Origin of the sequence: Kitasatospora fiedleri (assembly GCF_948472415.1) — a bacterium.
Classification (GTDB): Bacteria; Actinomycetota; Actinomycetes; order Streptomycetales; family Streptomycetaceae; genus Kitasatospora; species Kitasatospora fiedleri.
Window position 1 is genome coordinate 3,419,017 of sequence record NZ_OX419519.1, and the last position, 26,289, is coordinate 3,445,305.

24 protein-coding genes, 1 tRNA gene and 1 pseudogene are annotated in these 26,289 nt (G+C 75.4%); 9 read left to right on the forward strand and 17 right to left on the reverse strand.

Going from position 1 to position 26,289, the window contains the following annotated elements:
* Positions 1-28 precede the first annotated feature (28 nt).
* From QMQ26_RS15775 to QMQ26_RS15850, 16 genes are all read right to left on the reverse strand, one after another.
* Complete coding sequence (locus tag QMQ26_RS15775; RefSeq protein WP_282206076.1) at positions 29-1,288, reverse strand: tetratricopeptide repeat protein; 1,260 nt, start codon at positions 1,286-1,288, stop codon at positions 29-31.
* The gene (locus QMQ26_RS15780; RefSeq protein WP_282206077.1) at positions 1,263-3,233 is read right to left on the reverse strand and encodes an alpha/beta hydrolase family protein; all 1,971 of its coding nucleotides are present in this window, start codon (positions 3,231-3,233) and stop codon (positions 1,263-1,265) included. The genes QMQ26_RS15775 and QMQ26_RS15780 overlap by 26 nt, the downstream gene beginning before the upstream one ends.
* Positions 3,230-4,240 (reverse strand): pyridoxal phosphate-dependent aminotransferase, encoded by a 1,011-nt coding sequence (locus QMQ26_RS15785; protein ID WP_282206078.1) that lies wholly within the window; start codon positions 4,238-4,240, stop codon positions 3,230-3,232. Before QMQ26_RS15785 ends, QMQ26_RS15780 begins: the two co-directional genes overlap by 4 nt.
* Before the next feature lie 15 nt (positions 4,241-4,255).
* Entirely contained in the window at positions 4,256-5,515 is a 1,260-nt protein-coding gene (locus QMQ26_RS15790) for a phenylacetate--CoA ligase family protein (RefSeq protein WP_282206079.1), read from the reverse strand.
* A gap of 185 nt (positions 5,516-5,700) precedes the next feature.
* On the reverse strand, positions 5,701-6,483 hold the full coding sequence (locus QMQ26_RS15795; RefSeq protein WP_282206080.1) for a hypothetical protein: 783 nt from the start codon (positions 6,481-6,483) through the stop codon (positions 5,701-5,703).
* A 65-nt stretch (positions 6,484-6,548) separates the two neighbouring features.
* On the reverse strand, positions 6,549-6,722 hold the full coding sequence (locus QMQ26_RS15800) for a hypothetical protein (protein WP_282206081.1): 174 nt from the start codon (positions 6,720-6,722) through the stop codon (positions 6,549-6,551).
* A gap of 669 nt (positions 6,723-7,391) precedes the next feature.
* Positions 7,392-8,423 (reverse strand): LuxR C-terminal-related transcriptional regulator, encoded by a 1,032-nt coding sequence (locus tag QMQ26_RS15805; RefSeq protein ID WP_100837647.1) that lies wholly within the window; start codon positions 8,421-8,423, stop codon positions 7,392-7,394.
* A gap of 141 nt (positions 8,424-8,564) precedes the next feature.
* Positions 8,565-9,377 (reverse strand): NUDIX domain-containing protein, encoded by an 813-nt coding sequence (locus QMQ26_RS15810; RefSeq protein ID WP_282206082.1) that lies wholly within the window; start codon positions 9,375-9,377, stop codon positions 8,565-8,567.
* 71 nt (positions 9,378-9,448) lie between these two features.
* Positions 9,449-10,432 (reverse strand): helix-turn-helix domain-containing protein, encoded by a 984-nt coding sequence (locus QMQ26_RS15815; RefSeq protein WP_282206083.1) that lies wholly within the window; start codon positions 10,430-10,432, stop codon positions 9,449-9,451.
* Positions 10,433-10,588: 156 nt separating this feature from the next.
* Positions 10,589-11,773, reverse strand: coding sequence for a glycosyltransferase family 2 protein (locus tag QMQ26_RS15820; RefSeq protein ID WP_282206084.1), 1,185 nt, complete (start codon positions 11,771-11,773; stop codon positions 10,589-10,591).
* A 17-nt stretch (positions 11,774-11,790) separates the two neighbouring features.
* The gene (locus tag QMQ26_RS15825) at positions 11,791-12,960 is read right to left on the reverse strand and encodes a hypothetical protein (protein ID WP_282206085.1); all 1,170 of its coding nucleotides are present in this window, start codon (positions 12,958-12,960) and stop codon (positions 11,791-11,793) included.
* The gene (locus QMQ26_RS15830; RefSeq protein ID WP_282206086.1) at positions 12,957-13,850 is read right to left on the reverse strand and encodes an LLM class flavin-dependent oxidoreductase; all 894 of its coding nucleotides are present in this window, start codon (positions 13,848-13,850) and stop codon (positions 12,957-12,959) included. The genes QMQ26_RS15825 and QMQ26_RS15830 overlap by 4 nt, the downstream gene beginning before the upstream one ends.
* Positions 13,847-14,956, reverse strand: a complete 1,110-nt coding sequence (ribD, locus tag QMQ26_RS15835) for a bifunctional diaminohydroxyphosphoribosylaminopyrimidine deaminase/5-amino-6-(5-phosphoribosylamino)uracil reductase RibD (RefSeq protein WP_282206087.1) — start codon at positions 14,954-14,956, stop codon at positions 13,847-13,849. Before ribD ends, QMQ26_RS15830 begins: the two co-directional genes overlap by 4 nt.
* Before the next feature lie 3 nt (positions 14,957-14,959).
* Positions 14,960-15,478, reverse strand: coding sequence for an NADPH-dependent FMN reductase (locus QMQ26_RS15840; RefSeq protein ID WP_282206088.1), 519 nt, complete (start codon positions 15,476-15,478; stop codon positions 14,960-14,962).
* Between the two features lie 42 nt (positions 15,479-15,520).
* Positions 15,521-16,126 (reverse strand): GTP cyclohydrolase II, encoded by a 606-nt coding sequence (locus tag QMQ26_RS15845; protein ID WP_318552245.1) that lies wholly within the window; start codon positions 16,124-16,126, stop codon positions 15,521-15,523.
* Between the two features lie 148 nt (positions 16,127-16,274).
* A complete protein-coding gene (locus QMQ26_RS15850) occupies positions 16,275-16,442 on the reverse strand; it encodes a hypothetical protein (RefSeq protein WP_282206089.1) in 168 nt (55 codons plus the stop codon).
* 379 nt (positions 16,443-16,821) lie between these two features.
* Here QMQ26_RS15850 and QMQ26_RS15855 point away from each other — a divergent pair.
* From QMQ26_RS15855 to QMQ26_RS15880, 6 genes and pseudogenes are all read left to right on the forward strand, one after another.
* Positions 16,822-17,469: pseudogene (locus tag QMQ26_RS15855) on the forward strand (histidine phosphatase family protein); the annotation flags it as partial.
* A 195-nt stretch (positions 17,470-17,664) separates the two neighbouring features.
* Complete coding sequence (locus QMQ26_RS15860) at positions 17,665-18,801, forward strand: class I SAM-dependent methyltransferase (protein ID WP_282206090.1); 1,137 nt, start codon at positions 17,665-17,667, stop codon at positions 18,799-18,801.
* 107 nt (positions 18,802-18,908) lie between these two features.
* On the forward strand, positions 18,909-19,490 hold the full coding sequence (locus QMQ26_RS15865; RefSeq protein WP_282206091.1) for a GNAT family N-acetyltransferase: 582 nt from the start codon (positions 18,909-18,911) through the stop codon (positions 19,488-19,490).
* Between the two features lie 63 nt (positions 19,491-19,553).
* A complete protein-coding gene (locus QMQ26_RS15870; RefSeq protein ID WP_282206092.1) occupies positions 19,554-20,819 on the forward strand; it encodes a hypothetical protein in 1,266 nt (421 codons plus the stop codon).
* Positions 20,816-21,721, forward strand: coding sequence for a PIG-L deacetylase family protein (locus tag QMQ26_RS15875; protein WP_282206093.1), 906 nt, complete (start codon positions 20,816-20,818; stop codon positions 21,719-21,721). Before QMQ26_RS15870 ends, QMQ26_RS15875 begins: the two co-directional genes overlap by 4 nt.
* Positions 21,718-23,058, forward strand: coding sequence for an MFS transporter (locus QMQ26_RS15880; protein ID WP_282206094.1), 1,341 nt, complete (start codon positions 21,718-21,720; stop codon positions 23,056-23,058). The genes QMQ26_RS15875 and QMQ26_RS15880 overlap by 4 nt, the downstream gene beginning before the upstream one ends.
* A 95-nt stretch (positions 23,059-23,153) precedes the next feature.
* On the opposite strand, the gene QMQ26_RS15885 is transcribed toward QMQ26_RS15880, so the two are convergent.
* Positions 23,154-23,227, reverse strand: a tRNA-Thr gene (locus tag QMQ26_RS15885).
* Between the two features lie 281 nt (positions 23,228-23,508).
* Here QMQ26_RS15885 and QMQ26_RS15890 point away from each other — a divergent pair.
* From QMQ26_RS15890 to QMQ26_RS15900, 3 genes are all read left to right on the forward strand, one after another.
* On the forward strand, positions 23,509-24,606 hold the full coding sequence (locus QMQ26_RS15890; protein WP_100837645.1) for an ABC transporter ATP-binding protein: 1,098 nt from the start codon (positions 23,509-23,511) through the stop codon (positions 24,604-24,606).
* Positions 24,607-24,949: 343 nt separating this feature from the next.
* On the forward strand, positions 24,950-25,387 hold the full coding sequence (locus QMQ26_RS15895) for a hypothetical protein (protein WP_100837644.1): 438 nt from the start codon (positions 24,950-24,952) through the stop codon (positions 25,385-25,387).
* A gap of 148 nt (positions 25,388-25,535) precedes the next feature.
* A complete protein-coding gene (locus tag QMQ26_RS15900; protein ID WP_100837643.1) occupies positions 25,536-26,285 on the forward strand; it encodes a nucleotidyltransferase family protein in 750 nt (249 codons plus the stop codon).
* The last annotated feature ends 4 nt before the right edge of the window (positions 26,286-26,289 follow it).

Consider the following 26,289-nt stretch of genomic DNA (forward strand, 5'->3'; position numbering starts at 1 on the left):
GCCCGCGGCGGGACCGGCCGGACGGCTCCTAGGCGGCGGTGGCGACCGCGGCGCGGCGCTGGAAGTCCCGGGCCTCGGCGAGCCGGCCGGAGCGGGCCAGCAGGGTGGCGTGGGTGAGCAGGGTCAGCCGGTCGGCCTCCGGGCGGTCGGCCGCCGGGGCCAGCAGGGCCAGCGCCTCCCCGGTGCGGCCGCGGCCGGCCAGGAAGCCGGCGAACTCGGCCCGCAGCTCGGCCTGCGCGGCGTTGGCCGCCAGGCTCTGCCGGTAGAGCACCTCGGCCAGCTCCGGGTCGCCGAGCCGGTCGGCGGTCAGCCGGGCCAGCTTGCCCAGGGTGTGCGGGTGGTTGGGGCGCAGGGCGAGCGCCCGCAGCATCAGCCGGCGGCCCTCGGCGACGTCGTCCCGGTGCTCGACCAGGTGCAGGGCGTAGTTGCACAGCGTGCGGGGGTGGTCCGGGTCCAGCCGCAGGGCGGCCCGGTAGCGCTCGCCCGCGTAGTCGGGGTCCTGCTTCTTGTGCTCGGCGAACAGCGCGAAGTTGCTGTTCACCCGGGCGTACCGGGTGTCGGCGGGGACGGGCCGGCCGGCCTCGCGCTTCTTGTCGTCCGGCGCCCAGTGGATCTTCTCGGTCCACAGCGCCAGCAGCCGCAGGTCGTTGGCCTCCTGCGGGTAGCGCCGCTGCGCCTCGGCCAGCCCGATCGGGTCCGGCCGGTCGGCGAGGTAGCCGAAGCGGCGCATGGTCTCCCACTCGGAGAGGGTGATCAGCTCCTTGAGCTCCTCCGGGTAGTCGGGGCGGATCGTCGTCGCGTTGATCCGGCTGCCGCCCGCCAGCACCGAGCGGTCGAAGCGCTCGCCGGCCAGGTCGAGGAAGCGGGCGAAGTCCTCCTGGAGGTTCTCCTGGCGGCCGACGAAGTCGACCTCGGCGCCCGGCTCGCCCGCGTAGGAGGCGTAGATGTTGCCCAGGGCGCCCGGCAGGGTGGTCACCGCGCGGCGCACGAAGGTCTCGAAGTCGTCGCTCTCGCAGTGCTCGTCCAGCGGGTACTGCGGGCGCCAGCCCTTCTCCATCCGGTAGGACCAGTAGGAGCGGTACCACTCCAGCGGGTCGCGCACGAAGGCGCCGACGAAGGAGTACGCGGAGCGGTCGAAGTCGGCCAGCAGGTCGTGCTCGCGCATGCCCGGGTCGCCGACGTCCTCGAAGGCGAGGCCGAGTTCCCGGATCTTGCGGCGGATCCAGGTGCTGCCCGTCTTGGGCGTCAGCAGCAACAGCGCGTTACTGCCGAGGAGGTGAATGGCCATGGTCTGCTTCCTCGTTCTGCGGGTCGGCCGCCTTCCGGCGCGCGGCCCGGGGGGAGTCGAACAACTTCACCGTGCTGCCCGGGGCCGGGCCCGGCTCCGGGGCGCCGGGGGCGGGCGCGGGCGCGGGCCGCAGCCAGCGGTCCAGGAACCCGGCGGTCAGTCCGTCCAGGGCGGCCCGGTTGGCGGCGGTCACCACCTCGTGGCCCTCGTCGGGGAAGAGCGCCAGGGTCGCGTCCCGGTCGGCCCGGGCCAGTGCCATGAACATCCGGGTCGCCATCTCGGCCGGCACCCGGCTGTCGTTGGCGCCGTGCACCAGCAGCACCGGGCAGCGCACCCCGGCGGCCCGGTTCACCGGCGAGCGCTCGGCCAGGGCGGCCCGCTGCTCCGGCCGGGACGGGTCGCCGATCCGGCGCCGCAGCATCGGGGCGGCGCTGCGCCAGAACGCCGGCGGCTCGGCGACGAAGCCCACCAGGTCGGTCAGCGGCGAGCTGGCCACCGCGCAGCGCAGCGGACGGTCGGTGGTGGCGGCCAGTTGCAGCACCGCGTAGCCGCCGTAGCTGCCGCCGACCAGGGCGATCCGGTCCGGGTCGGCCAGCCCCTCGGCGACCGCCCAGTCCAGGGTGTCCTCCAGGTCGTCCTGCATCGCGGCGCCCCACTGCCCGTCGGCGGCGGCGATCCAGCCGGAGCCGAAGCCGGTGGAGCCGCGGAAGTTCGGCTCGATGACGGTGCAGCCGCGGGCGGCCAGCCAGGCCCGCCGCTCGGTGTACCGCCAGCGGCTGCGCCGCCACGGGCCGCCGTGCACCAGCAGCACCGCCGGGCCCGGGCCGTCCGGCGGGCGCGGCCCGGTGGGGCGGGTGACGTAGCCGACGGCGCGCCGGCCGTCGCGCAGCGGCACCTCGACCGGGCGGCACTCCACCGGCAGCGGCGCCCGCCCCGGCCGGGCCTCGCACAGCGGCCGGGTGCCGCCGCCGTCCGGGTCGTGCACCAGGTAGTGGACGTCCCGCTCCGGGCGGTGCGAGGCGACCAGCCAGGCGCCCGGCCGGCGTTCCAGCACCTCCGGCTCGGTGCCCAGCGCGGCCCGCAGCCGCTGCACCGCGTCCGCCCACCGGCCGTCCAGCGGGACGCAGGCGAGCCGCTCGCGCTCGACGTGGACCAGCTCCGGCCGGCCGTCCGGGCCGGTCAGCACCCCGGCGTAGTCGCCGCCGGCGACCCGGTGCAGGGTGCGCGGCGCGCCCGCGGGCGCGCCGGGGCGGCAGTCGAGTTCGGCCAGCCGGACGCCGTCCGGGCCGTCCGGCAGCACCAGGTGCAGCCGGGCCGGGTCGGCGGCGAACCCGAGCACCCGGGCGGTCAGCGCGTCCTCGTGCGGCACGTGCAGGTAGCGGGCCCCGGGGGCCGGCCGGCCGCCGTCCCCGGTGTCGAGGTGGCGCAGTTCGCGCGCGCCGTCCGGGAGCACGGTCTCGGCGAGCCGGGGCCGCAGCTCCCGGTCGAAGTAGACGGCGGCGTGCGCGGAGCCGGTCAGCACCGGGGTGCCCGCCCCGGTGCGCAGGCAGATCCGCAGGTAGTCGCGGTGGCCGGGCTCGGCGGCGTCGACCGCGACCACCACCTGGTCGGGGCGCCGCTCGGAGAGCCCGGCGATCCGCATCCGGGTGGCGCCGTCGCCCAGCCGCTGCCACTGCCCGGACTCGACCCGGACCAGGTGCAGCGCCCAGTTCTCGGCGCCGGCCGCGTCCGCCTCGGCCTCGGCCAGGCCGACGCCCGGCAGGTGCGTCCAGGTGAAGGCCCGGCAGCGGGCCGCGCCGACCCGGCCGCGGTGTACCTCCCGGCCCCGCGCCAGGTCGTGCAGCACCAGCCGGACCGCCGCGGTGCCGCTGGACAGCCAGGCGGCGAACCGGCCGTCCGCGCTGATCGAGGGGACGCCGTTGAGCTCGCCGCCCGGCTCGCTCACGGGGCGGTCCGGGCCGCCGCGTGGGCCCGCTCGACGCAGGCCGCCACCGCCGCGATCTCGGTCTCCCGGGGCACGCTGATCCGCACCCCGGCCGGCCAGTCGGCGGGGTAGCCCTGGAGGTCGTGCAGCAGCCGGGTGAGGTAGCCCGCCGCTTTCAGCTCCGCGACGACCGACTCGGCGCGGGGGGTCTCCAGGCAGACGTAGTTGGCGTCCGAGGGCCACACCCGCACGCCCTCGACCGCGGCCAGCGCGGCCGCCAGGGTCTCCCGGGCGGCCCGCGCCCGGCGGACGCTCTCCTCCACCGCCGCGGGCTCGGCCAGCAGCCGCAGCACGGTCTGCTGGGCGACGCCGGAGACGCTGTTGGGCATCAGCCAGAACGGGAAGTCCGGACGGGCGAAGCCCTGCGAGACCGCGAAGCCGATCCGCAGGTTGGCCATCCCCCATGCCTTGGAGAAGGTGCGCACCACCACCAGGTGGGGGAACTCCGCCACCAGGCCGAGCGCGGTGGCGGGGGCGAAGTCCGCGTAGACCTCGTCCAGCACCACCAGGCCGCGGGCGCGCTCCAGCAGGGCCCGGACGTCCGCCAGGTCGAACTGGTAGCCCAGCGGGTTGCGCGGCGAGCAGAGCACGATCACCGCCTCGGGCCGGTCCAGGAACGGTTCGAGGGCGGGCAGCAGCTCGGCGGGCTCGCGCACCGGCACCGCCCGGTAGTTCCAGCCCTGCTGGCGGGAGACGGTCGCGGTGAGGTGGAAGTTCGGGGTGACGTCGACCACCAGGCCGCGGTAGGCGCTGCGCAGCAGCGTGTCGATGAGCTGGGTGGCCCCGGCGCCGACCCGGACGAACGGGGCGGGGACGCCGAACCGGGCGGCGACGGCGGCGGCGACGTTCTCGCTCCAGACGTCGCCCTTGTTGGTGAGGTCGATCGGGTCGGCGGCCAGCCGCAGCTGCTCGGACTGCTCCCGCGGGTCGAGGAACTGGTTGCCGGTCCAGGTCAGGTTCAGGGTCATCAGGGGGTTCCCCGCCTAGGTGTGTTGGGTGGCGCCGGTCGGTTCGGGCCGGAGCTGGAAGCGGCGCTTCTTCCCGCCCGGCGGGGTGATCCGCTCGCACTGCTCCAGTTCGGGGTCCTCGTCGGGCAGCAGGCGGGCCAGCGCCTCGCGCAGCAGGCCGGCCACCGCCGCCGGGTCGGCGGGCTCCCCCGCCCCTGCCGTCCCGGTCGTCCCGGTCGTCTCTGCCGTCCCGGTCGTCCCGGTCGTCCCGGTCGTCTCTGCCGTCCCGGTCGGCTCGGCGGTCCAGCGCAGCAGCGTCCGCCGCCCGCCGCCGAGTTCGAAGCGGAAGTCGGCCAGCCCCGGGACGGAGCCGACCGCGCGGGTCACCTCGTCGGCGGGCAGTTCGCCGGTGCGGAAGGGCACCGTCTCCGGCTCCCGGCCGCGCAGCCGCAGCAGGCGCTGCGTGCCGTCGGCGGCGGTCTCCAGTTCGGCGAAGTCGCCGGTGCGGTAGCGGACGAAGACGGTGCTGCGGTTGACCAGGTTGGTGAGCACCAGCTCGCCGGCGCCGGAGGGGGCGAGCCGGCCCGCCGCGTCGAGCACCTCCAGCCGGACGTTCTCGCCCAGCACCCGGTAGACCCGCTCGTCGGGCGCGGTGGCGGCGATCAGGCCGCCCTCGGTGGAGGCCAGCGCGTCCACCAGGGGCGCGCCGAAGTAGCCGGTGAGCCGGGCCCGGTCGTCGGGGTGCAGCGGCTCCCCGCTGGTCAGCAGCAGCCGGGGCCGCCAGGGCGCCCGCGCCATGCCCTGCCGGAGCAGTTCGGTGCGCAGGTCCAGCAGGTAGGTCGGCTTGCCGTACAGGACCGGGGCCGGGAACCGGGCCAGGACGGCCGGGACGGACGCCCCCGCGTCGGGCAGTTGCAGGCGCAGGTAGAGCCCGTCGTTCAGGGCCGGGAGCGGGCGGACGAAAGTGGGCCGTCCGGGTTTGTTGCTGACGAACAGGACCGCGGGCGCGCCGCGCGAGAAGAGCTCCCCGGGCAGTCCGGCGATTTCCCGGATCTGGGCGAAGAAACGGTGGTTCACCGCGTACCAGGCGGATTCGTCCAGGGCCACTTCCAGGGGCTGCCCGGTGGTGCCGCTGGAGGATATCCGGTGCTCCGGTTCGCCGGCCCCCTCCGGGCGGAACCGCCCGCCCTCCGCCTGGTGCTCGGCCCGGCCCACCAGGGGGAAGTCGGCGTCCGCGCCGAGTTCTCGGTAGAAGGGGACGCACCGGCGGGCGTACGCGAGGAATTCGGAATGCACGCTTGCCATGAAACCTGCTTCGTCCGGAAATTCAGACACTTCTTCCGTCGGCAGGAGTGTGACACTTTGCATCTCGCGGTGTCAACCATCGGAAAAGCATTCCCGGGGAACGCCGAAATGGCCCCGGAGAGCACCGTGGGTGCGCTCGCCAAGGCCCTTCCGGTATGGGATTTTTTTATCGGTCCTCAGCGGGCGGCCAGCGCCGCCAGCTCGTCGACGTCGTACTCGGCCCGCGAGAAGTCGCCGTAGCGGGTCAGCTTTCCGCGGCTGGCCCATTTGCGGACGGTCGCCTCGGAGACCCCGGCGGCCTGGGCCGCCAGCCGGGTCGGCAGGGTGCGCGGGCGGGTCGCGGCCGGGGCTCCGGGAGCGCCGGGGCCGCCGGGGGCGGCCAGGGTGCGGCGCAGGGCCAGCCACTCGCCGACCTGCCAGTCGTGCCCGGCCGCGCAGCGGACCGCGCCGCCGGGCCGGGGACCGGCCGTCGACGCCTCCACCGGGCTCCCGCAGCCGGGCCGCGGGCAGCGGCCCAGCAGGACCGCGTCCGCGCCGCGCCGGCGCAGCACCCCGCGGGCCGCGGCCGCGGCCGCGCCGAACTCGTCGGCGGCCTCGTCGGCGGCCGGCAGGGCGAGCAGCGCGTCGAGGTGGCGCAGCAGGAACGCGGCCAGCGGGCCGGCCTCCCGGGCGGGCGCCGGGGCGGCGGGCAGCCGGTCGGCGACCGCCCCGGCCCAGCAGGCCAGCGTTCCGGTGATGCCGGTGCGGGCGGCGCTGGCCTCCTCGTCGAAGCCCGGGCCGCCGCCCCGGCGGCCGCCGCTGACCCGTTCGCGCAGCGGCATCGCGGCCGGCTGGCGCAGCGACTCCAGTTCGCGGTGCAGCCGCTCCAGTTCCACCAGGGCCGCCGCGATCCGGTCGCGGAGTCGGGGCGACGGGCTGGTGCCGCCGCCCGCCGGGGTGTCGTCCACGGCTCGGTTCATGGGTGCTCCTCTGGGCGCGGGGCCCGGTGGCGGGCCGGCGGTGGGGCGGCGGGCGTCCGGTCCGGTCAGTCCCAGCCCCAGCTGCCGGCGGCGGCGACCGTCGCCGTCCCGGCGGGCGCGGCGGTCCCGGCGGCGGCCGTCCCGGTCCCGGCGGCGGTCGGGAGCTCCGCCGTCGCGACCCCCAGCACGGCGGCGGCCGCCGCGGCGAGGACGAGCGAGGTCAGGAAGCGCACAGACATGGGGGGTCCTTTTCGCGGGGACGTCGAATTCACTGGGGCCCGGCCTTCCCGGAGGAGAATTGCGGCATTCCCGCCGCCCCCCTGATTCCAAGAATTCACCTGACCGCCACGAATCAAAGGTGACACATCTTCCGGGCGTCGCTCCAGGTCTGCCCGGTGGCCTCATGCTGCCCAGGCAACAAGGTGCCATTCACCACGCCAGGCGCACCGTTCCGTCGCACAGACCGGCAAGTCCCATACCGCCGGAAACGACCAAATCGGAACGTACGGCACCGCCCCGGAGCAGCTGCCGGACCACCGCGAGAACCCGCTCGCCCGCTATGCGCGCGCTCGGCCCGGTGAGGTAGATGACCCCCAAATGTCCGGAACCACTCGTTCTAGGCGCGTAGACATGTTGCACGAGACAGTCCGAGGGGTGGGCGGACATTTCCCGCGCGACGTCATTGATGTCCCAGGAACCCGCGACGGGACCGGCCGCGGGTCCGGCCGCGCGGTCGGCCGCGCGGCCCGGAACGGAGTCCGGAACGCGGTCCGGACCGGCATCGGGGCTCGGAACGCCGAACCGGATATGTATCGCATACACGGCTGTCCATGGTGGCACGGCGCCGCCCGGGAAACGGACCCGCGAAAGGCCGCTAACTGCCATGGCAGCACACGGCCACCGGCCGGTCAGATCCAGCCGGCCCGGCCCGCCAGCACCCCGGCCTCGAAGCGGCTGCGGGCGCCGAGCCGGCCGGTGAGGTCCGCCATCATCCGCCGCACCGTGCGCAGCGAGACGCCGAGCTGACGGGCCGCCACCTGGTCGGTGCTGCCCGCCTCCAGCAGCCGCAGCAGCTCCAGCTCCTGCGCCGTCGGCCCGTCCTGCTTGCCGGGCCGCACCCCCTCCAGCGGCTGGCCCTGCTGCCAGGACACCTCGAAGAGGTGCACCAGCGCGGCCAGCACCCCGGGCGCGCGCACCATGACGGCGCCGACCTTGGTGTTCTTCGGGTCGGCCGGGAGCAGCGCCGTCTCCCGGTCCACGATCAGCATCCGGATCGGCAGCGACGGGATGGTGCGGATCTCGCCGCCGAGGCCGGCCAGCCAGTGGGCGTACTCGGTGGTGGCGCGGTCGTTGCGGACGCTGTCCAGGTAGAGGGTGCGGATTCGGACACCGGCGGCCAGGGTCCGCTCGTCCAGCGGGCGGCTGGCGTCCAGCGCCTCCCGGCTCTGCGCGCCGCCCGGCATGAAGGACATCAGCTCCTGCCGCGCCTGCCCGGCCAGTTCGGCCAGCCGGGCCCGGACCGAGGCCACCTCGTCCAGCCGCTCCAGGCTGAGGTTGCCGCGCTGGCCCCAGTGCGCCGAGTAGACGGCGGCCAGCTCGGCGGCCTCGCTGCGGGCGTCGGCGAGCTGGGCCTGCTGGGCCCGGATCTCGCTCTCGCGCCGGTTCAGCAGCGCGGCCAGCCCGATCTCGGGGTTGAGCGCGACGGGGCCGGCGGAGTCCTCCGGCGCGTACAGCATGGAGAGTTCGGCCAGGCCGTCCAGGCAGGTGCGGACCTCGGTCTCGGCCATCGTGAGGTGGTGGGCGATCTCGGGGACCCCCCAGCCGGGGCGGGCGACCACCGTGCGGTAGACCTCCAGCAGGTGGTCGTTCAGCCCCAGCAGGGTGGAGAGCCGCCCCTGCTCCGCTCCGGGTTCTCCCCTGCCGTCGCCCAATGCACGCATCTCTCGCACCCTCTCCACGTACACGCCGCGGGCCGCCGCATGTCGAGGGATCTCCCCGCGCCCGCCGCCCGCAGCGATGGTAGTCGGCGGGGGGCATGCCCACACCAGGGGAGGGTGTCCGGCGGGCCGGACAACACCAGGTCAGAGGCCCTCTCCCGCGGCCGGGGCGCCGTCCACCAGCTCGGCCGGCGGCCGTCCCGGGGCCCGCGCGGCGAGCGCGTGGGACAGCTGCCCCCACCCGGCGGGCGACAGCAGCGCCGCCGCCTCGTCGGCCCCGCACAGCCGCCACTCGGCCAACTCCCCCGGGTCGAGCCGAATCCGGGCCAGCTCGGGCTCCGCCAGCGGGCCGCCGTCGAAGACCTGCACCACCCGGGGCCGGTCGCCGGGGCGGTGTACCCAGTCCACGACCAGCAGCCGGCCCGGGACGCGGTCCAGGCCGAGCTCCTCCGCCACCTCCCGGACGGCCGCCGCCCGGGGCGTCTCCGCGCCCGCCTCCACGGTGCCGCCGGGCAGCCCCCAGTGCGGGCCGCCCGCCGCGGACCTCAGCCGCACCAGCAGCACCCGGCCGTCCGCGTCGGTGAGCACCACCCGGACCTTGGCGACTGCCGCGGGCAGCTCGACCCGGCTCGGCTCCTCCGGGTGGAAGCACAGCTCGTTGCCCTCGGGATCGGTCACGGACACCCGCGGCCCGCCCGCGCCGTCCACCGCCCGCACCCCGGCCCGCCCCCGCAGCACCGCCACGTCCGGCACCACCAGGTCGAGCCGGACCCGGCCACCGCCCTCGCCCGGCCCGACCGGCCGGAAGCACAGCCCCGGCAGCCCCGGCGCCCCCGGCAGCGCGACCCGCACCCGCCCCGCCTCCTCCTCGACCGCCGCCCCGCCGAGCAGGTCGGCCCAGAACCCGGCCAGTTCGCGGGGGTTGCGGGCCGGTACCACGATCCGTGACAGCTGCATGCGGGGAGGGTAACGGGTGCCCGGGGGCGCTCCCCGGCGAGGCCGCCGCGGTTCGCCGTGGTTCGGCGCGGTCAGCGCAGCCAGGAGAGCTCGGCGGCGCGGGCACCGGCCTGGAACCGGCTGCGGGCCTCCAGGAGGTCCATCACCTCGGAGATCAGCCGCCTGACGGTGCGTTCGGAGATGCCGAGCTTGCGGGCCGCGACCACGTCGGTGTCGCCCTGGTGGAGGATTCGCAGCAGGGCGTAGTGCTGGCCCGACAGGCCGTTCCGGTCCCGGCTCCTGGTGTCGCCGAGCGGGGTGGCACCCGACCAGACCAGGTCGAACAGGGCGCACATAGCGGCGATCGCGCCCTTGCCGTACAGCACGGTCGCGGTGTCGCTGCGCTCGGGATCGAGCGGGACGATGGCGGCCTCGCGGTCCACGACGATCATCCGCATCGGCAGCGAGGGCACGGTCCGCACCTGGCCGCCCCGCTCGCCCAGCCAGCGGGCGTAGTCGGTGGTGGGCTGGTGGTTGCGCACCGAGTCCAGGAAGATGGTGCGCAGTTCGACGCCGCGCAGCAGCAGTTCCTCGTCGAGCGGGCGGCTGGACCGGCGGGCGGACTCGCTCTGCCCGCCGCCGGGGATGAACGCCAGCACCTGGGAGTGGGTGCGCGCGCCGAGTTCGGCCAGCCGGTCGCGAATGGCGTCCACGCCGACCAGGTCCTCGGTCTGGGTGAAGCGCCGGCCGGAGGCCGACTCGGCGCGGATCACCTCGAAGGCGGCCTGGGCCCGTTCCACCTCCTGCCGGTGGGCGAGGAGTTCCGCCTCCCGGTGGGCGAGCAGGGTCTTGAGGCCGAGTTCCGGGATCACCGGACGCATGGTGAGCGGGTCGTCCCAGGAGGAGCGGAGCAGCGAGAGCCGGGTGAGCTCCTGGTAGGCGGAGCGGACCTCGCCCCCGGACAGGTCGAGTTCGGCGGACAGGTCGGCCGCGGGTGCCTCGGGGTTGCGCAGCAGCGCCTGGTAGACCCGGCTCGCCGCCTCGCTCAGGCCGAACGACTTCAGCTCGGCCTGCATGTCAGGACGCGTCCGGTGTGCGGCGTATTCGATCGAAGCCGTTCATCATGCGCATGGTATCCCCCACCTTCCGACCAACATGATCGCCCGCGGTGTAGGTCTAGACCACTGGTGCACGTGGTGTCAAAGGTTTCGCCGAAGTTCCCAGCGGATTGCTCAGCCCGCGAGATAGCGGTCCAGTCGGCCGATCGGATTCACCGGTTTCCAGGTCATGTAAGGGATTTCGTCGTTCCGCCGGGCTTCGTCCGGTTGGAGCGCCTTGACCGGATGGTGCAGGTGCACCATGAAATCGTCGTAGCTGTACAGCGCGGTCGCCGCCTGCAGCCGCAGCACCAGGTCCACGTCCTCGCCGCCCCAGCTCTCGTACCGCTCGTCCATCCCGCCGATCCGGTCGAACACCTCCCGGGTCAGCCACACGCAGCCGCCCACCGGTCGGCGCATCCAGAACCCGCGCAGCCCGGCCGGATCGAGCGCCGGCGCCCCGTCCGGGCCCCGGGCGTGCACCGCCCGCCGGCTGGACTCCTCGTCCAGGTACAGCATGTCGCGGTACGGCAGGAAGGCGCCCGTGCCCGGGGCGCGGAACCGCTCCAGGCTCCGGGCGACGAAGCCGCGGTCGGGCAGCAGGTCGGCGTCGAAGACGCAGACGGTCTCGGCCTCCACCGCGGAGTTGGCCACGCCGGCGTTCACCACCCAGGCCTTGTTGAAGGCGCCGGGGTGCGGCGCGAACAGGTACTCGTCGGCCGCCCCCGCGATCTCCGCCCGGCGGCGCGGCACCTCGTCCGCCTCGACCACCGTCACCGTGTACCCGCCCGGCACCGGTTCCTGGTCGCGCAGCGCGGCCAGGCAGGCCAGCAGGTTGCGCAGCCGGTGCCCGTCCGCGCCGCGGTCCCGGAACGGCACCACCACCTGCGCGGCCCGGCCCGGGGCGGTGGTCCGGGCCGCAGCCCCGGTGCCGGGCCGGTCGGCCGGGGCGGGCCGGAGGTCCGGTTCGACGGCCGCGCCCAAGTGGTGGCCGATCCGGCCGCGCTGCGCCGTCCGCCAGGCCAGCTCGGTCAGCGGCAGCATCCGCTCGGGGAACTTCTCGATCATCGGGACCAGCGCGGCCACCAGGGCGCGGTGGTGCTCGGGCCGCTCCGGTTCGGCCAGCAGCCGCCGGGCGGCCGGGGCGAACGGCGCGGCGTCCTCGTCACCCGCGAGCCGGGCCAGTTCCTCGGTCAGCGGCTGCGTGCGGTACCAGTGGTACGGGTTGGCGGCCCGCGCGTGCGGGTCCGCATGGATCACCAGCGCGTCCGCGACGAGGCGGGCCGCGACCGGCGGGTCGGTGGCGCGAAGCCAGGACATGGTGGTCTCCGAATTCCTCACGGGCAATGGGTCGGTGGTACGGGCCGGCCGCCCCGGTGGGACGGCCCAGCGGCCCCCGGTCCGCCGCACGGCGGCTCCTCCGCGGGCAGGTCGCGCAATTCCTCGGACGGCCAGCGCTCCACCCCGTGGTGTGCGCGCAGCCGGGCCCCGACGCCGACCGCCCGCCAGAGCACGTCGGTGAGCTCGTCGGTCCAGGCGTCCGGCCAGTCCGGGGCCGGCACCGGGCCGGCCGCGTCCAGGACGGCGCCGCACAGGCAGGGGCGCAGCTCCAGCGCCGAGGTCTCGGCGGGCGCGCGGCCCAGGACGGTGCCCAGCGCCAGCCCGTAGCGGACCACTTCGGTGAGCGGCAGTATCCGCTCGCGCTCGACGGGCGGCGGCCGGTCGGTGATCGCCACGAACGCCGCGGCCGGGGCCGCACCCGGCCAGTTCCGGCCGGACCGGGCCATGTACCGGCTCCAGGACGCCCGCCGCCAAGTGCCGGCGGCAGGGTCCCACAGCGAGATCCGGGCCCGTCCGGCGTGCAGGCGCGGCAGCACCTCGGGCAGCGGGCTGACCCGGTCGGCGAGCGGGCCGCCGAACGGCCGCTCGGGCGGCCCGGCGCACACCTCGGCCGAGGGCCGGGGCGGGGCGCCGGGCGCGGCCCGGAGCGTGGCCAGGCCGCCGGCGTGGACCAGCGTGTCCAGCCGGTGCCGCCGGGCGAACTCCGGCAGCAGGCCGTCGGGGGAGCCGCCCGCGGCCAGCGCCGCGTCCGCGAAGCCGGAGAACGCGAGCGCCAGGTCGGACGGCAACAGGACGGCGGTCGGCGGCAGGCAGTCCTGCGGCACCGCGGCGGCCCAGCCGCAGCCGCGCAGCGCCGCCAGCCGGGCCGCACCCGCGTTCCACGAGTCGGGCTCCACGTGCAGCGCAAGGGCGGCGCGCGGGTGTCCGGCCACCGCCCGGGCGAGTTCGGCGGTGAACGCGGGCGCCAGCTCGGCGGTGTCCCGGACCACCAGGTGGTGCGTCGAGCCGGTCGTGGCCGCGGCCCGCCAGGCCCGGACGGGGACGCCCGCCGGGTCGCCGCGGACCACCCGGACCGGACCGAGTCCGCGCAGCCGGGCGGTCAGCGCCGCCACCGCCTCCGGGCGGGCCACCCCGCCCGCCACCGCCACGCTGACGACGGGCGTCACGGCGCGGTGCGGGCCGGGGTCGCGCCGACCGGGACGGGGTCGGCCAGTTCCCGGGTCCGTTCGGCCAGCACGGCCAACTGCCGCCCGCTCAGGTCGTCGAACGGCAGGTGGAGGACCAGCCGTTCCAGACCGTCCCGGACGTACCGCTCCAGCAGCGGCCCGAGCAGCCGGGCGCCGACCTCGACCACCGTGATCCGGCCCAGGTCGCGCACCCCGACCGGCCGGTTCCGGTCCGCGGTGCTGACCGCGAGGCTGAGCTGCATGGTGCGGGGCAGCGCAGCGGCCCCGGCGGAGGGCGGGCCGCCCGCGTCGGACAGCCGCTCCGGCGCCAGGCCGGGCACCATCAGGCCGTCCAGGTACGGCCCGAGCGCGGACAGCACGCCCGGGTCGCCGCTGGCCAGCAGCAGCGGCGGGGCCTGGAAGCCGGGGGGCTTCTCGAACCGCACGGTGTCGGGCAGGCCGCGGCCGTCCCGGCGCAGCACGTCGTCCAGGGTGCGCACGGTCTCCAGCAGGTTCTGCCGCCGGGTCTGCGGGTCCAGTCCGTACAGCGCGTTGACGTTGGCCCGGGAGCCCGCGCCGATCCCCAGGACCAGCCGGTTGCCGGAAAGCTGCTGGAGCATCACCACCGAGCGGGCCATGCTCAGCGGGTGCCGGTAGCCGGCGCACAGGATCGCGGTGCCGAACTCCTCGAAGGGCAGTCCGGTGCCCATCGCGTGGGCCAGGTCGGCGACCGGGTCGCCGGCCACCGCGCGGTCCGCGCCGTCGTTCTCGGTCAGCGTGACGTCGCGGGTCCACACCCCGGTGAAGCCGAGCTCCGCCGCCTCGTACAGGTGGCGCCGACCGTGCTGCCAGGGGTCGTCGTACAACGGGAGCAGGATGCCGGTCCTCACCGCGACCACCCGCCCGACCCGATCGACCCGGTGGGGACCGCGGAAACCCGCAGGTCGGGTCCGACCCGCTCGGCGGACCGGAACTCCCAGCGCAGCGCCCCGGCGATGCTCCCGATGCCAAGGTCGCCGAGCGGAGCGGGCCCGGCACCGAGCAGCGCGGGCGCCAGGTGGCCCACCGCCTCGTCCACGCACCCGGCGGCCAGGAGCCGAGCCGCGGTGCGCGGACCGCCCTCGACCAGCACCGAGCGGACGCCCAGGCCGAGCAGGGCGGACAGCAGCGCTCGCGGGTCGACCTGCCCGGCGGAGGACCCGACGGGCAGCAGGTCCGCACCGGGCGGTGCGGCGGCGGTCGCGAACCGCTCCGGCACGGCCAGCACGGTCCGCGCCGACCCGTCGAACACCCGCGCCGTCGCGGGCAGCCGGGCCGGGTCGGAGGCCACCACCACCCGCACCGGGGCGGGGCCGGCCACTCCGTGCCGCACCCCCAGGTGCGGGTCATCGGCGCGGACCGTGCCCGCCCCGACCAGCACCGCGTCGTGCCGGGTCCGCAGCAGGTGGGCCTCGGAGCGAGCCGCCCCGGAGGTGATCCAGCGCGAGCTGCCGTCTGCGGCGGCGATCCGGCCGTCCAGGGTCGTCCCGAACTTCCAGGTCACCCAGGGCCGGCGCCGGGTGGCGCCGGTCAGCCAGTAGCGGTTCGCCCACGCCGCCTCGGCGGCCAGCAGCCCGCCCTCGACGGCGACCCCGGCGGCGGCCAGCGCCGCCGCTCCGCCCGCGGCCGACGGCGTCGGGTCGGCCACCGCGTACACCACCCGGGCCACCCCGGCAGCCCGCAGCGCCTCGGCGCACGGGCCGGTGCGGCCGGTGTGGGCGCACGGTTCGAGGGTCACCACGGCGGTGCCGCCGCGGGCCCGGGGGCCGGCAGCGGCCAGGGCCACCACCTCGGCGTGGGGCTCGCCGTCGCGCAGGTGCGACCCCTCGCCGGCCACCCTCAGCCGCTCGTCCAGGACGACGCAGCCCACCGTGGGATTGGTGCCGGTCCGTCCCAGCCGCTCGGCGGCGAGCTCCACGGCCCGCCGCATGGCGCTCTGCTCGGCCCGCTCGCGCACGGCCTACACCCCCGCCGGGGCGCGGAACGCCGCGCCCAGCCGCAGCAGTTCACCGGCGACCAGGACGCACCGGTCGGCCAGTTCGGCATCCGGTCCGGTCGGCGCACCGCCGACCGCGTGGAAGTCGTCCGGACAGCCGGCGACCTGGGTGGGCACCACCCAGGCACCCATCGCCCGTGCCACCGTGCGCAGTTGGTCGCACACCACGTTGCCGGTGCGCGGCCCGCTGCCGTGCGCGGCGACCGCGACCGGCTTGTCAACGAACGCGTCGCCCGGCAGCCGGTCCAGCACCGCCTTGAGCAGTGCCGAGTAGCCGCCGTGGTAGACCGGAGAGACCAGTACCACCGCCTCCGCCCGGGCGATGCGCTCGCGCAGCCCCGCCTGGTCGGCCGCTGCGGGGTCCCCGGCGGGCACCGTCTCGGTGTCCGCCCCGGCCGACTCCAGCGCGTCGGCGATCGCCCGGGAGAGCGCCGCCGTGTAGGAGTCCACGCGCTCGCTGCCCATCAGTATCAGTGTTCCCATGCCGTCCTCCTGGTCGTCCTGGTCGTCCTGCTCGGGGGCGGGTCAGCTCGCGGACCGGCCGACCGGGCCGCCGAGCGCCAGCGTGTGGCGGGTCACCCTGACCTTGGTCTCCAGGTAGGAGCGGTTGTCCTCGGTGACGAACACCCCGGTCGGCACCACCGCGGCCACCTCGATCCCGTAGCGGGCGAGTTGGGCGGCCTTCTCCGGGTTGTTGGTCAGCAGCCGCACCCGGGTCAGGCCGAGCAGCCGGAGCATCTCGGCGGCGGCCCGGTAGTCCCGGGAGTCCGGGGCGAGCTGCAGTTCCTCGTTGGCCGCGTAGGTGTCGAACCCGGCGTCCTGCAGCAGGTAGGCGTCCAGCTTGTTGTACAGGCCGATGCCGCGTCCCTCCTGCCGCAGGTACAGCACGCAGCCGCCGACCGCGCCGATCCGGCGCACCGCCTCGTGCAGCTGCGGGCCGCAGTCGCAGCGCGCCGAGCCCAGCACGTCGCCGGTCAGGCACTCGGAGTGCAGCCGCACCAGCGGCACGGGATCCGGGTCGGGGCGGTCCTCGCCGAGGGTGATCGCGAGGTGCTCACCGGGGTCGCTCAGGCCGTGGAAGGTGTGCAGCCGGGCGGCGACCGTGTCGCCGCCGTTCAGGTGGATCGGCACGGGCACGGTCGCCCGGATCCGCGCGGTTCCCGTCCCGGTGCCTGCCCCGGCCGCGGCTCCCGTCCCGGTTTCGGGCATCGTCTCGACTACGGACATCGCTCGTCCTCTCTCCCGCCGACCAGCGGCGGATGCTCCGGCAGGGCTTCGGTCAACGGCAGGTGGAGGTCACGGCGTCCCACATCAGGCTCGCCGGGCAGGCCGCCGCGCTGTTCGGCAGGTCGTCGGCCGCCTGCACGGGGCCGCCGAGGAAGAGGACCGCGGCCGCGGCCACGGCGAGAATCCCGGCGGTCCAGGAGGGCGTTCTGGTCTTCGACATGAAATTCTCCAGGGAATTCTTGAGCATTCGGAAAGGGCGTCCGGAAATTCCGGCGGTTCCACGCTCCGGGGAAGTTCCGGATTCGCTCGACGGCCAACTGTCCCTCGGACGGAAAGGCTTCCGCCACCGAAGCCGGTGGCCGGACCCTGCCATGCCTGATCCGGACAGGAGTAGGCCGGGCGGGCGTCGACATGCCCCAGGAAACCCGGTCCGCCGGAGTTGTCGCGGTCCGCGCAGCTCGTGCCGGAACCGGACAGGATGGCCGGATAGGCCGCACGGTCCGCCATTTCCGCACGATCTTCCGACGGCCGGGGCTTTCCGGCCGCGCATTGTGCGCAATGGGCCCGGCTAGGGTGAGGAAATGACCAGCGCACCGAACGGCCGAGTAGCCGCTCCCGCCCTGTCCGACCCGCCGACCACCCTGCTTCTGCTGCGCCACGGCGAGACCGCGCTGACCCCGGACCGGAGGTTCTCCGGCAGCGGCGGCACCGACCCCGCGCTCTCCGCCACCGGCCTCGACCAGGCCGCGAGGGCGGGCGCCTCCGCCCTGCTCGCCGAGGCCCCCGTGCACGCCGTGATCAGCTCCCCGCTGCGCCGCTGCCGGCAGACCGCGCAGGCCGCGGCCGAACGGCTCGGGCTGGGCGTGCGGATCGAGGACGGGCTGCGGGAGGCCGACTTCGGAGACTGGGAGGGCCTCACCCTGGACGAGGTCCGGGCCCGCCACCCCGCGGACCTGCGGGCCTGGCAGGAGTCGGGGGCGGCACCCACCGGTGCTGTCGAGTCACTCGCCCAGGTCGCCGAGCGGACCGCCGCGGCCCGCGACGCCCTGCTGGCCCGCCACCCGGGCCGCCGCCTGCTGCTGGTCAGCCACGTCACACCGATCAAGACCCTGATGGCGGGGACGCTGGGCGCCCCCGCCGGGGCGGTGCACGCGATGTACCTGTCCCCGGCGTCCTTCTCGGCACTGGTGCACACCGGTTCGCGCACCGCCATGCACCTCTACAACGACACCTCCCACCTGCGCTGATCCCAACCGTCCGCAGTCGAACCGACCCCGGGCCGCTGGCCGGATCAGGCACGGCCGGGTCCGGCCAGCCCGGACCGTGGCGGCCGGGGGACGGGCGGGCGAGAGTGGGGCGGTCGGCGAACCGGTCCGTCCGCGCCTCCGCCCGGACGGGCCTGGACGCCCACCGCCCACCGCCCCAGCGACGGAGAGGAAGCCATGGCCAACATCGTCTTCGCCCACCAGGTGCCCGACGCCGCAGCGGAGTTCCTCTCCGTGCTGGACCGGGCCGACGAACCGGCCGCGGTCGTCCTCACCGGGGACGGGTGGCGGTACGTCGAACTGCCCGCCGCCGACGCGGCCACCCGCGTCCGCCACCTCGCCCGGGCCTGCACCCGGCCCGGACCGGCCGCGACCTGGTCGCCCGGACAGGTCTCGTCGGACGACACCCACTGGGCCCACAACCCCGCCGACTGGCGTGCGGAGCAGGCCCGTTCGGGACTCGCCGCCGCCCAGGCCGCGGCCGCTGCCGGACCGGTCCGCCACAGCCTCGGCCACGCCGGGCACTCGCAGTTCCTGATCGACGAGGCGCACCCGCTGACCGAGCGCCAACTGCGGTCAAAAATAGTCCTGTTGGCGGACCTCAAGTCCGGATCGCTGCCGTCCGCCACCGCCGGACGCGACCACCTCACCCAGTCCGCGCCGTCCTGCGAGAGCTTCCTGCACCTCGACCGCGAGCGCGCCGAGCACCTCTACTACCTCGTCTACAGCCCCGACCCGCTGGTCGAGGTGCCGCGCGACCCCTGGGACTTCGCCCGCTCCCCCTACGAGCGGGAGCGGATGACCGCCACCCGCGATTGGGTGCGCGCCACGCTGCCGCACCCCGGGGCCAGCGTGGTGGAGGCCGGTGCGTGCGAGGGTGCGCTGAGCGAACTGCTCTGCGAGGCCGGCCTGGACGTCACCGCCACCGAACCCGCCGACGACTTCCGCGAACGGGCCGCCCACCGACTCGCCGGACGGGCCACGGTGACCGCCGACACCGTCGAGGACCTCGCCCGGACCACCCGGACACCCGCCGACGCCTACCTGCTCGCCGAAGTCCTCTACTACCTCGACGACCCGGCCGTGACCGAGTCGCTGGCCACCGACCTGCTGCTGGTCACCGCCCCGCGCGAACTCCTCGAAACCAAGCTGCGCCCCTACTTCGAAGGTCCCGGCGCGGCCTGCTGGCGGATCGAGTCCGAGCACGAACTGCTCGGCGCGCGCCTGGACTTCCTGGTCGACGGCCTGATGTACCAGCGCAAGCGCGGCAGCGTCGGCCTGGTGTGCCGCCGCCGCGCCCAGGCCGCCCGCTGACCGGCGGCCGCCGCCTGCCTCCCGTCTGCCGCTGCTGTCCACCGCCCGTCGATCGTCCCGGTCCCCGACCGGCCCCGTCCCGCTCCCACCGCCTCCCGGAGCCCCTCATGACCACCACCGCACCCGCCGGACTCCGCACCGTCACCTGGGAACTGACCCCCGAGAACGATGTCCCCCCGAAGCTGCACCACCAGCTGAACGCCCTGCTGCGGGAGTCCTTCCCGTACACCACCGAGCAGTTCCGCGACGGCCGCAGCTGGGCGGGTGCCCGGCCGGAGCGCCGGCTGATCGGCCGGATCGACGGCCGCCCGGTCGCCCACACCGGCCTGCTGCGCCGCTTCCTACGCGTCGGCGGAACGGACCAACTGGTCGGCGAGGTCGGCCTGGTGGCCGTCCACCCCGCACTCCAGGGCACCGGCGTCGGCCGGGAGATGGCCGACCGCACCCAGGCCGCCCTGGCCACCCTCCGGCTTCCGTTCGGCTACCTCAACTGCCACACCAGCGTGCTCGGCTACTACCTCTCGGTGGGCTGGACGGCACTCGACGGCACCGACACCCGGCACTACGAGCCGGACGACGAACTCACCGCCCTGGTCACCACCGCCCGGCCGATGGTCCTCCCGGTCACCGCCGCCCTCACCGCCTGGCCGGCGGGCACCCGAATCGAACGCGACGGCACCGAACTCTGAAGCGGGGAACCCCATGACGCACCGCCACCGACCGGTCGGCCGCCCCACCGGGACGGCCGGACGATGACACCGACCACCGCCCCGCCGACCGGCTCGGCCCTCGGGTCACCGATCGCACCGGCCGCCGGCCGCCGTCCGGTCGTCATCAGCGTCGCCGTGATGACCCACCCGGACCGCCTCGGCCACGCCCGCGCCCTCGCCGCCGCGCTCCCGCGATGGCCCGCCGCGGTCGCCGTCGACCCGCACCCCGCCGAGCCGCCCACCACGTTGCGCGCCGCCCGCGCGGCCTGGGCGGCGATGCCCGCCGACGCCACCCACCACCTGGTCCTCCAGGACGACATCGCCCTCTGCCGCGACTTCGCCGCCCGCCTCGACGCCGCCGTGGCCGCCCACCCGGACCGCCCGCTCGCCCTCTACGCCAACTGGAACACCTGGAACGGTGCGGCGACCCGGGCCGCCGCCCTGGCCGGAGCCGGCTGGGCACCGGCCGTCCCGGGTGAGTGGACCCCCTCGCTCGCCCTGCTGCTGCCGCGCGCCGACGTGCTCGCCCTGCTCGCGGCGGTTCCCGCCGACAGTGCCGAGACTGCCCCGGACGATGTCGTGCTGCAACGCGAACTCGCCTCCCGGGGCCGCCGGGTGCTGATCTCGGTGCCCCACCTGGTGGAGCACCTCGGCGACCGGAGCCTGGTCGGCAACGACACCCACGGCCCCCGCCACTCGGCCTGCTTCGCGGACCACGCCGCACCCGCGGAAGCCGGAACGGCGGCCTCGCCCCCGGCCTCGGCCGCGACCCGGCCCCCGACGTGGCAGCCGTGGGAGTCCTCGCCGTACCCCGCCGCCCTGCTGGTGCACCTGCACCGCGGCGAGGCGCACGCGGTGCTCCCCCACCCCGACGGGCCGCGCCACCTGCCGGTGCAGGAGTACCTGCGCGGCACGGGGCTGGCGCACGACGCCGCGGCCCGCCGCGAACAGGCCGGACGACTCCCCGGGCAGCCTGTCGATTACCCCCGCCTGCGCACCGAACTCTGGTACGCGGGTTACCTGTTGGGGGTGTCCGCGCCCCCTGACGGCCCGACCGCGGACGACCCGCTCGTCCGGGCCGGCCTGCGCACCCTGGCCCTCGGCGGCACCAACAGCCTCGGGCCGGTGCACCGCTGGGCGGTCCGCCACGCCGACCGGCTGACCGACCTGGTCGCGGACGGCGTCGAGGCCGGCCGCACCCGCAGGCGCCGGCACGGCCCGCCGGCCGCCCTCGACCCGTCCGGCCCGATCCCGGCTCCGGCCGAACGGATCTGGCTCCGCAGGCCCGACGTGGAGGACCTCACATGACGATCCGACGCCTGGTGTTCTCCCCGCACGCCGACGACGCCGTGCTGTCCTGCTACGGCGCCCTCGGTCCGGGGAGCGCGGTGGTGACCGTGTTCGCCGGGGTGCCCGAGGACCCGGGGCTGCTCACCGACTGGGACCGCGCGCTCGGCGCCGCCGACTCCCGCGAACTGGCCCTGGAACGCCGCGCGGAGGACCTCCGGTCCTTCGCCCCGCTCGGCCTCGTCCCGGAACAGTGGCCCTACCTGGACGGGCAGTACCGGCCGGGCGAGACCCCCCGGCAGTTGTCGGCCGACCTGGCGGCCCGCGTCCGGGCCGGGGCACCGGTCGGAGCGGGCCCGGCCCGGGAGGTCTGGCTGCCCGCCGGGCTGCTCGGCCACCCCGACCACGTACTGGTCCGGGACACCGGCCTGGCGGCGTGCGCGGAACTCGCGGACGAGGGGCTGCCGCCCCGGGTGGTGCTGTACGCCGAGTACCCGTACCAGCTGTTCCAGATCAGCAACCACCTGCGGGCGGCCGGCACCCGGGACGGATTCGCCTGGACCAACGACCGCCCGGAACCGCTCGCCGCCTGGGCCGCCGAGCAGTTCCCCCGGGCCACCGCGGGGCGGCACCGGGCCGGGGAGACCCGGCTCCCGGAGATCACCGCCGCCGCCAAGGCAGCGGCGATCCGCGCCCACGCCACCCAGGTCGACGTGATGGACCGCCAAGTGCGCGGCCAACTGCTGAACCTCTCGAACCTGGAGCTGGAGTACTGGTGGCCGCTGCACGGAGCCCGGGCGGCGCTGTCGGACCTGGCCGCGTCCGCACCCGCACCCGCGTCCGCACTAGCGTCGGCGTCGGCATCGGCGCCGGCGCCGGCGGGCGCCTCGTCGGCCGGAGCACGGAACGGCGGCGGCCGGTGAGCCTGTCCCCCGCCGACGTGGCCGACCCGCGGCACCCCGGGGCGGTCGGTGACGCACCGGACACCCGGGCCGCCCGGCTGCGGCGGCGCCTCGGCCTTCCCGCGCTCGCCGGCCAGGGGCGGATCGTCGCCGCCACCGTGCTCGACGCGTTCGGCGTCGGGATGTTCGTCCCGCTGTCCTTCCTGTTCTTCATCCTGACCACCGACCTGACGATCGCCCAGGTCGGCCTGGGCACCAGCATCGCCACCGTGCTCTCCCTGCCCGCCGCCCCGGTGGCCGGCACGATCGTCGACCGCTGGGGCCCCCGCACCTCGCTGATCGCCAACAACCTCCTGGCCGCGGCCGGTTACCTCTGCTACCTGCTGGTGGACTCGCTGCCCTCCCTGGTCGGCAGCATGCTGGTGGTGCTCTGCGCCGAACGCCTGTACTTCGCCTCCTGGCCCGCCTTCGTCGCGGACCTGGCCGAAGGCGCGGAACTCGACCGCTGGTACGCCTTCACCACCGCGGGCACCAACGCCAGCGTGGGCATCGGCGGCGCGGCCGGAGGGCTGCTGCTGGGCAGCGGCTGGTCCGGTGCGGCCGTGTTCATCGTCGCCGTGAACGCCGCGACCAGCGTGATCGCGGCGTTCCTGCTGCTGGCCCCGCGCGGCACGAGAACGACGGCGGCTCCGACCGCACGACCGCCGGCTGCGGCGACGGCCTCCGACAGCCCACTCCAACCGGACCGGACGGGATGGTGGGACAGCTGGCGGACCCTCTTCCGGGACCGGGTGCTGCTGGCCCTGATGGCGGCGCAGACCGCCTTCGCGTTCGGCTGGCTGATCCCGACCGTGGTCCTGCCCGTCTACCTGGTCGAGGTGGACCGGCTACCCGCCTGGCTGCCATCGACCGCCCTGACGGTGAACGCCGTCGTGATCGTGCTGGCCCAGTCCCTGGTGACGGCCAGGGTGGTGGCGTACCCGCGGGCCAGAGTGATCTCCTGGGCCGCCGTCCTGATGCTCGGCTCGATCGCCCTCCTGGCCTTCGGCGCCGCCGGCCGCGGCCCCGCCACCGTGGCGGTGGTCTACACCGCGGTCCTGCTCTTCACCGCCGGCCAGATCCTGGCCGGCCCGGCCACCACCGCCATCTCGGCCACCGCCGCCCCACCCGAAGCCCGCGGCCGCTACCTCTCCCTCTTCAACCTCACCTGGGCCCTCTCCGCAATCACCGGCCCCCTCCTGGTGGGCACCCTGATCGAGCACCACCCCGCCGTCTTCTGGACCCTCCTCGCCACCCTCGTCGCCACCGGCGGCCTCGGCTACCGCCTGGCCGCCCACTGGTCACCCCCCACTGCCTGACCACCCACCCAACCCACACCACGACCAAGGGCCAGGCTGACGGGACAACCCCGGCGACCTGGCCCTCGTCACGTGCGCAACGGCTCTGCTCGCTGAGCCCCCTGTCGGGTTCGAACCGACGACCCCCGCTTTACAAGAGCGGTGCTCTGGCCAGCTGAGCTAAGGAGGCGCGGTGGCCGTCCGCGGAGATCCACGGCGGCACCAGTGGGCAGTGTACCGGGCGGGGGCGCGGGGGGTGGGGTGGTTGTGCGGGAGGGGGTGTGACCGGATCGATGCCAACTCGGGGGCGGCAGAGGGCTGACAAAAGGATGAACTGCCAGGTAGCGTCGCGGAGAGCCGGGCCCGGCACCAGTGGTTCAGACCAGTGGGGAGTTGCCGGGGCGGCGGCGAGAACATCCACCTTTACTCGGATCGTCCGGCACGTTCCTGCCGGTGAAGGAGCGAAGCACCATGGCTTCTGTGACGTACGACAAGGCCACCCGTGTGTACCCGGGTGCCGACAAGCCCTCCGTCGACCAGCTCGACCTGGAGATCGCGGACGGCGAGTTCCTCGTCCTGGTCGGTCCCTCCGGCTGCGGCAAGTCGACCTCGCTGCGCATGCTGGCCGGCCTGGAGGACGTGAACGAGGGCGCCATCCGCATCGGCGACCGCGACGTGACCCACCTGCCGCCGAAGGACCGGGACATCGCCATGGTGTTCCAGAACTACGCGCTGTACCCGCACATGACCGTCGCCGAGAACATGGGCTTCGCCCTGAAGATCGCCGGCGTGAACAAGGCCGAGATCCGCACCAAGGTCGAAGAGGCCGCCAAGATCCTCGACCTGACCCAGTACCTGGACCGCAAGCCGAAGGCGCTCTCCGGCGGTCAGCGCCAGCGTGTCGCGATGGGCCGCGCGATCGTCCGCCAGCCGCAGGTCTTCCTGATGGACGAGCCGCTGTCGAACCTGGACGCCAAGCTCCGCGTGTCCACCCGCACCCAGATCGCCTCGCTCCAGCGCCGCCTGGGCATCACCACGGTCTACGTCACCCACGACCAGACCGAGGCCATGACCATGGGTGACCGCGTCGCGGTCCTCAAGGACGGTCTGCTGCAGCAGGTCGACGCCCCGCGCGCCATGTACGACCGCCCGGGCAACCTGTTCGTGGCCGGCTTCATCGGCTCCCCCGCGATGAACCTCATCGAGGTCCCGCTGGTCGACGGCGGCGTGAAGTTCGGCGGCTCGATCATCAACATCGCCCGCGAGGACCTGGCCAAGGCCGGCGACGCGAAGAGCGTCGTGGTCGGCATCCGCCCCGAGCACTTCCAGGTCGTCCCGGCCGGCGGCCTCGAGGGCGTCGCGGTCACCGTCAACGTGGTCGAGGAGCTCGGCGCCGACGGCTACGTGTACGGCACCACCCAGGTGTCCGGCGAGGACAAGGACATCGTGGTCCGCGTGCACAGCCGCGAGATCCCGCAGCGCGGCGAGACCATCCACATCGTGCCGGTCGGCAACGAGCCGCACGTGTTCACCACCGAGGCCGAGGGCGGCAAGCGCCTCAGCCGCTGAAGCTGAACCTGACGCCGAGGCCGAGGCCGACGCCGACGCCGACGAGAGCACCGGAGGAGGGGCGCCGTACCTGACGGCGGCGCCCGCCCCCCGCTCCCCGCTTCTTCCACGGAACCCCCTGCCCACGGCGGTCGGCAGGGGGTTCCGGCGTTCCCGGAACGCCCCCGCGCACCCGGCCCGGCGCTCCCCGGACACTTCCGGCCGCGATAGTGACGCTCTCCGGACGCTTCCGTCACTCCCGCGGACGCGGCGTCAACCCGATGGCGGAACAAAACGGGACAGCGGTCACCCGATGGTGTAACGCGACGCGCCCGCCCCGCCACGCACCGCTACTCTCCTGTGCGTGAAACAGCTCGTGCGCCGCATCGCCCAGACCGTTGCCCTCACCCTGCCGGTGGTCCTGGTGACCACCGGCACGCTCGCCGTCACCCGCGTCCCGTGGGCCCCACCGACGGGCCTGGACCAGCAGGTGGTGGCGGCCTCCAGTGGCGACGGCACCATCGGCCGCACCGCCACGGCCCCCAACACCCAGGGCCTCGCCCCGCAGGACGCCCTCCGGGTGGACCTGATGGAGGAGCTGAAGAACCACAACCCGGGCACCGCCCTCGACCTGCTCGAACGCACCATGCGCGAGAACCCGTCGCTGACCCCGTACTGCACCGCGCTGGCCGGCGAGCTCGGCCGCGCCGCGGTGAAGAAGTACCAGGGCGACGCGAAGCGCGCCCGCTCCTTCGCCCGCCCGGTCTGCGACGGCTCGTTCGCCGCCGGCGTGGTCAACTGACCGACCGCGCACGGGAGGAGCGGCCCCGGCGGCAGCCCCGACGGCGGCACCGGCCCGGGCCCGAGCTCGACCGGCCGACCGCGCACCGGAGGTGCCCTCCCCCGACGCGGCCCGGGCCGGCCGGAGCGGGCCCGCTATCGTGGCGCGCATGACAGCAGACACCGGCACCGCCCCGGGTGCCACCGCCCCCGCCGTCACCCAGGCGGTGATCCTGGCGGGCGGGCAGGGCTCCCGGCTGCGGCCGTACACCGACGACCGGCCCAAGCCGCTGGTGGAGATCCCCGGCACCGGGAAGCCGATCATCGGACACCAGCTGGAGTGGCTGGCCGCCGAGGGCGTCACCGACGTGGTGATCTCCTGCGGCCACCTCGCCGAGGTGCTCCAGGAGTGGCTGGAACGGGCCGACCTGCCGCTGCGCACGCGGACCGTGGTGGAGGCCGAACCCCTGGGCCGCGGCGGCGGGTTGCGCTACGCCGCCGCCTCCCTGCCGCGCCCCGCCGAGCCCTGGTACGCCACCAACGGCGACATCTGGACCAGGTTCAGCCTGCGCGAGATGGCCGCCTTCCACCACGAGCGCGCCGCCACCGCCACCCTCGCGCTGGCCCGCCCGCGCATCCCGTGGGGCGCCGTGGAGACCGACCGCTTCGGCAACGTGCTGGACTTCATCGAGGCCCCGCCGTCCCCGTTCCTGATCAACGCGGGCCTGTACGTCTTCGCCCCGGGCTTCCGCGAGCTACTCCCCGAGGTCGGCGACCACGAGCGCACCACCTTCCCGCAGCTGGCCCGCGACCGCCGACTGGCCGGCTACCAGCTCCCGCAGGGCTGCTACTGGCGCGCCATCGACACCGCCAAGGACCTCACCGAGGCCGCCAAGGAGCTCTCCGCGTCCCGGCAGTAGCCCC

Bases quoted from the DNA above. Each gene is read 5' to 3' on its own strand.
- QMQ26_RS15775 (WP_282206076.1), bottom strand. From the start codon at position 1,288: ATGGCCATTCACCTCCTCGGCAGTAACGCGCTGTTGCTGCTGACGCCC.
- QMQ26_RS15785 (WP_282206078.1), bottom strand. From the start codon at position 4,240: ATGACCCTGAACCTGACCTGGACCGGCAACCAGTTCCTCGACCCGCGG.
- QMQ26_RS15795 (WP_282206080.1), bottom strand. From the start codon at position 6,483: ATGAACCGAGCCGTGGACGACACCCCGGCGGGCGGCGGCACCAGCCCG.
- QMQ26_RS15800 (WP_282206081.1), bottom strand. From the start codon at position 6,722: ATGTCTGTGCGCTTCCTGACCTCGCTCGTCCTCGCCGCGGCGGCCGCC.
- QMQ26_RS15805 (WP_100837647.1), bottom strand. From the start codon at position 8,423: ATGCGTGCATTGGGCGACGGCAGGGGAGAACCCGGAGCGGAGCAGGGG.
- QMQ26_RS15810 (WP_282206082.1), bottom strand. From the start codon at position 9,377: ATGCAGCTGTCACGGATCGTGGTACCGGCCCGCAACCCCCGCGAACTG.
- QMQ26_RS15815 (WP_282206083.1), bottom strand. From the start codon at position 10,432: ATGCAGGCCGAGCTGAAGTCGTTCGGCCTGAGCGAGGCGGCGAGCCGG.
- QMQ26_RS15820 (WP_282206084.1), bottom strand. From the start codon at position 11,773: ATGTCCTGGCTTCGCGCCACCGACCCGCCGGTCGCGGCCCGCCTCGTC.
- QMQ26_RS15840 (WP_282206088.1), bottom strand. From the start codon at position 15,478: ATGGGAACACTGATACTGATGGGCAGCGAGCGCGTGGACTCCTACACG.
- QMQ26_RS15850 (WP_282206089.1), bottom strand. From the start codon at position 16,442: ATGTCGAAGACCAGAACGCCCTCCTGGACCGCCGGGATTCTCGCCGTG.
- QMQ26_RS15860 (WP_282206090.1), top strand. From the start codon at position 17,665: ATGGCCAACATCGTCTTCGCCCACCAGGTGCCCGACGCCGCAGCGGAG.
- QMQ26_RS15865 (WP_282206091.1), top strand. From the start codon at position 18,909: ATGACCACCACCGCACCCGCCGGACTCCGCACCGTCACCTGGGAACTG.
- QMQ26_RS15870 (WP_282206092.1), top strand. From the start codon at position 19,554: ATGACACCGACCACCGCCCCGCCGACCGGCTCGGCCCTCGGGTCACCG.
- QMQ26_RS15875 (WP_282206093.1), top strand. From the start codon at position 20,816: ATGACGATCCGACGCCTGGTGTTCTCCCCGCACGCCGACGACGCCGTG.
- QMQ26_RS15890 (WP_100837645.1), top strand. From the start codon at position 23,509: ATGGCTTCTGTGACGTACGACAAGGCCACCCGTGTGTACCCGGGTGCC.
- QMQ26_RS15900 (WP_100837643.1), top strand. From the start codon at position 25,536: ATGACAGCAGACACCGGCACCGCCCCGGGTGCCACCGCCCCCGCCGTC.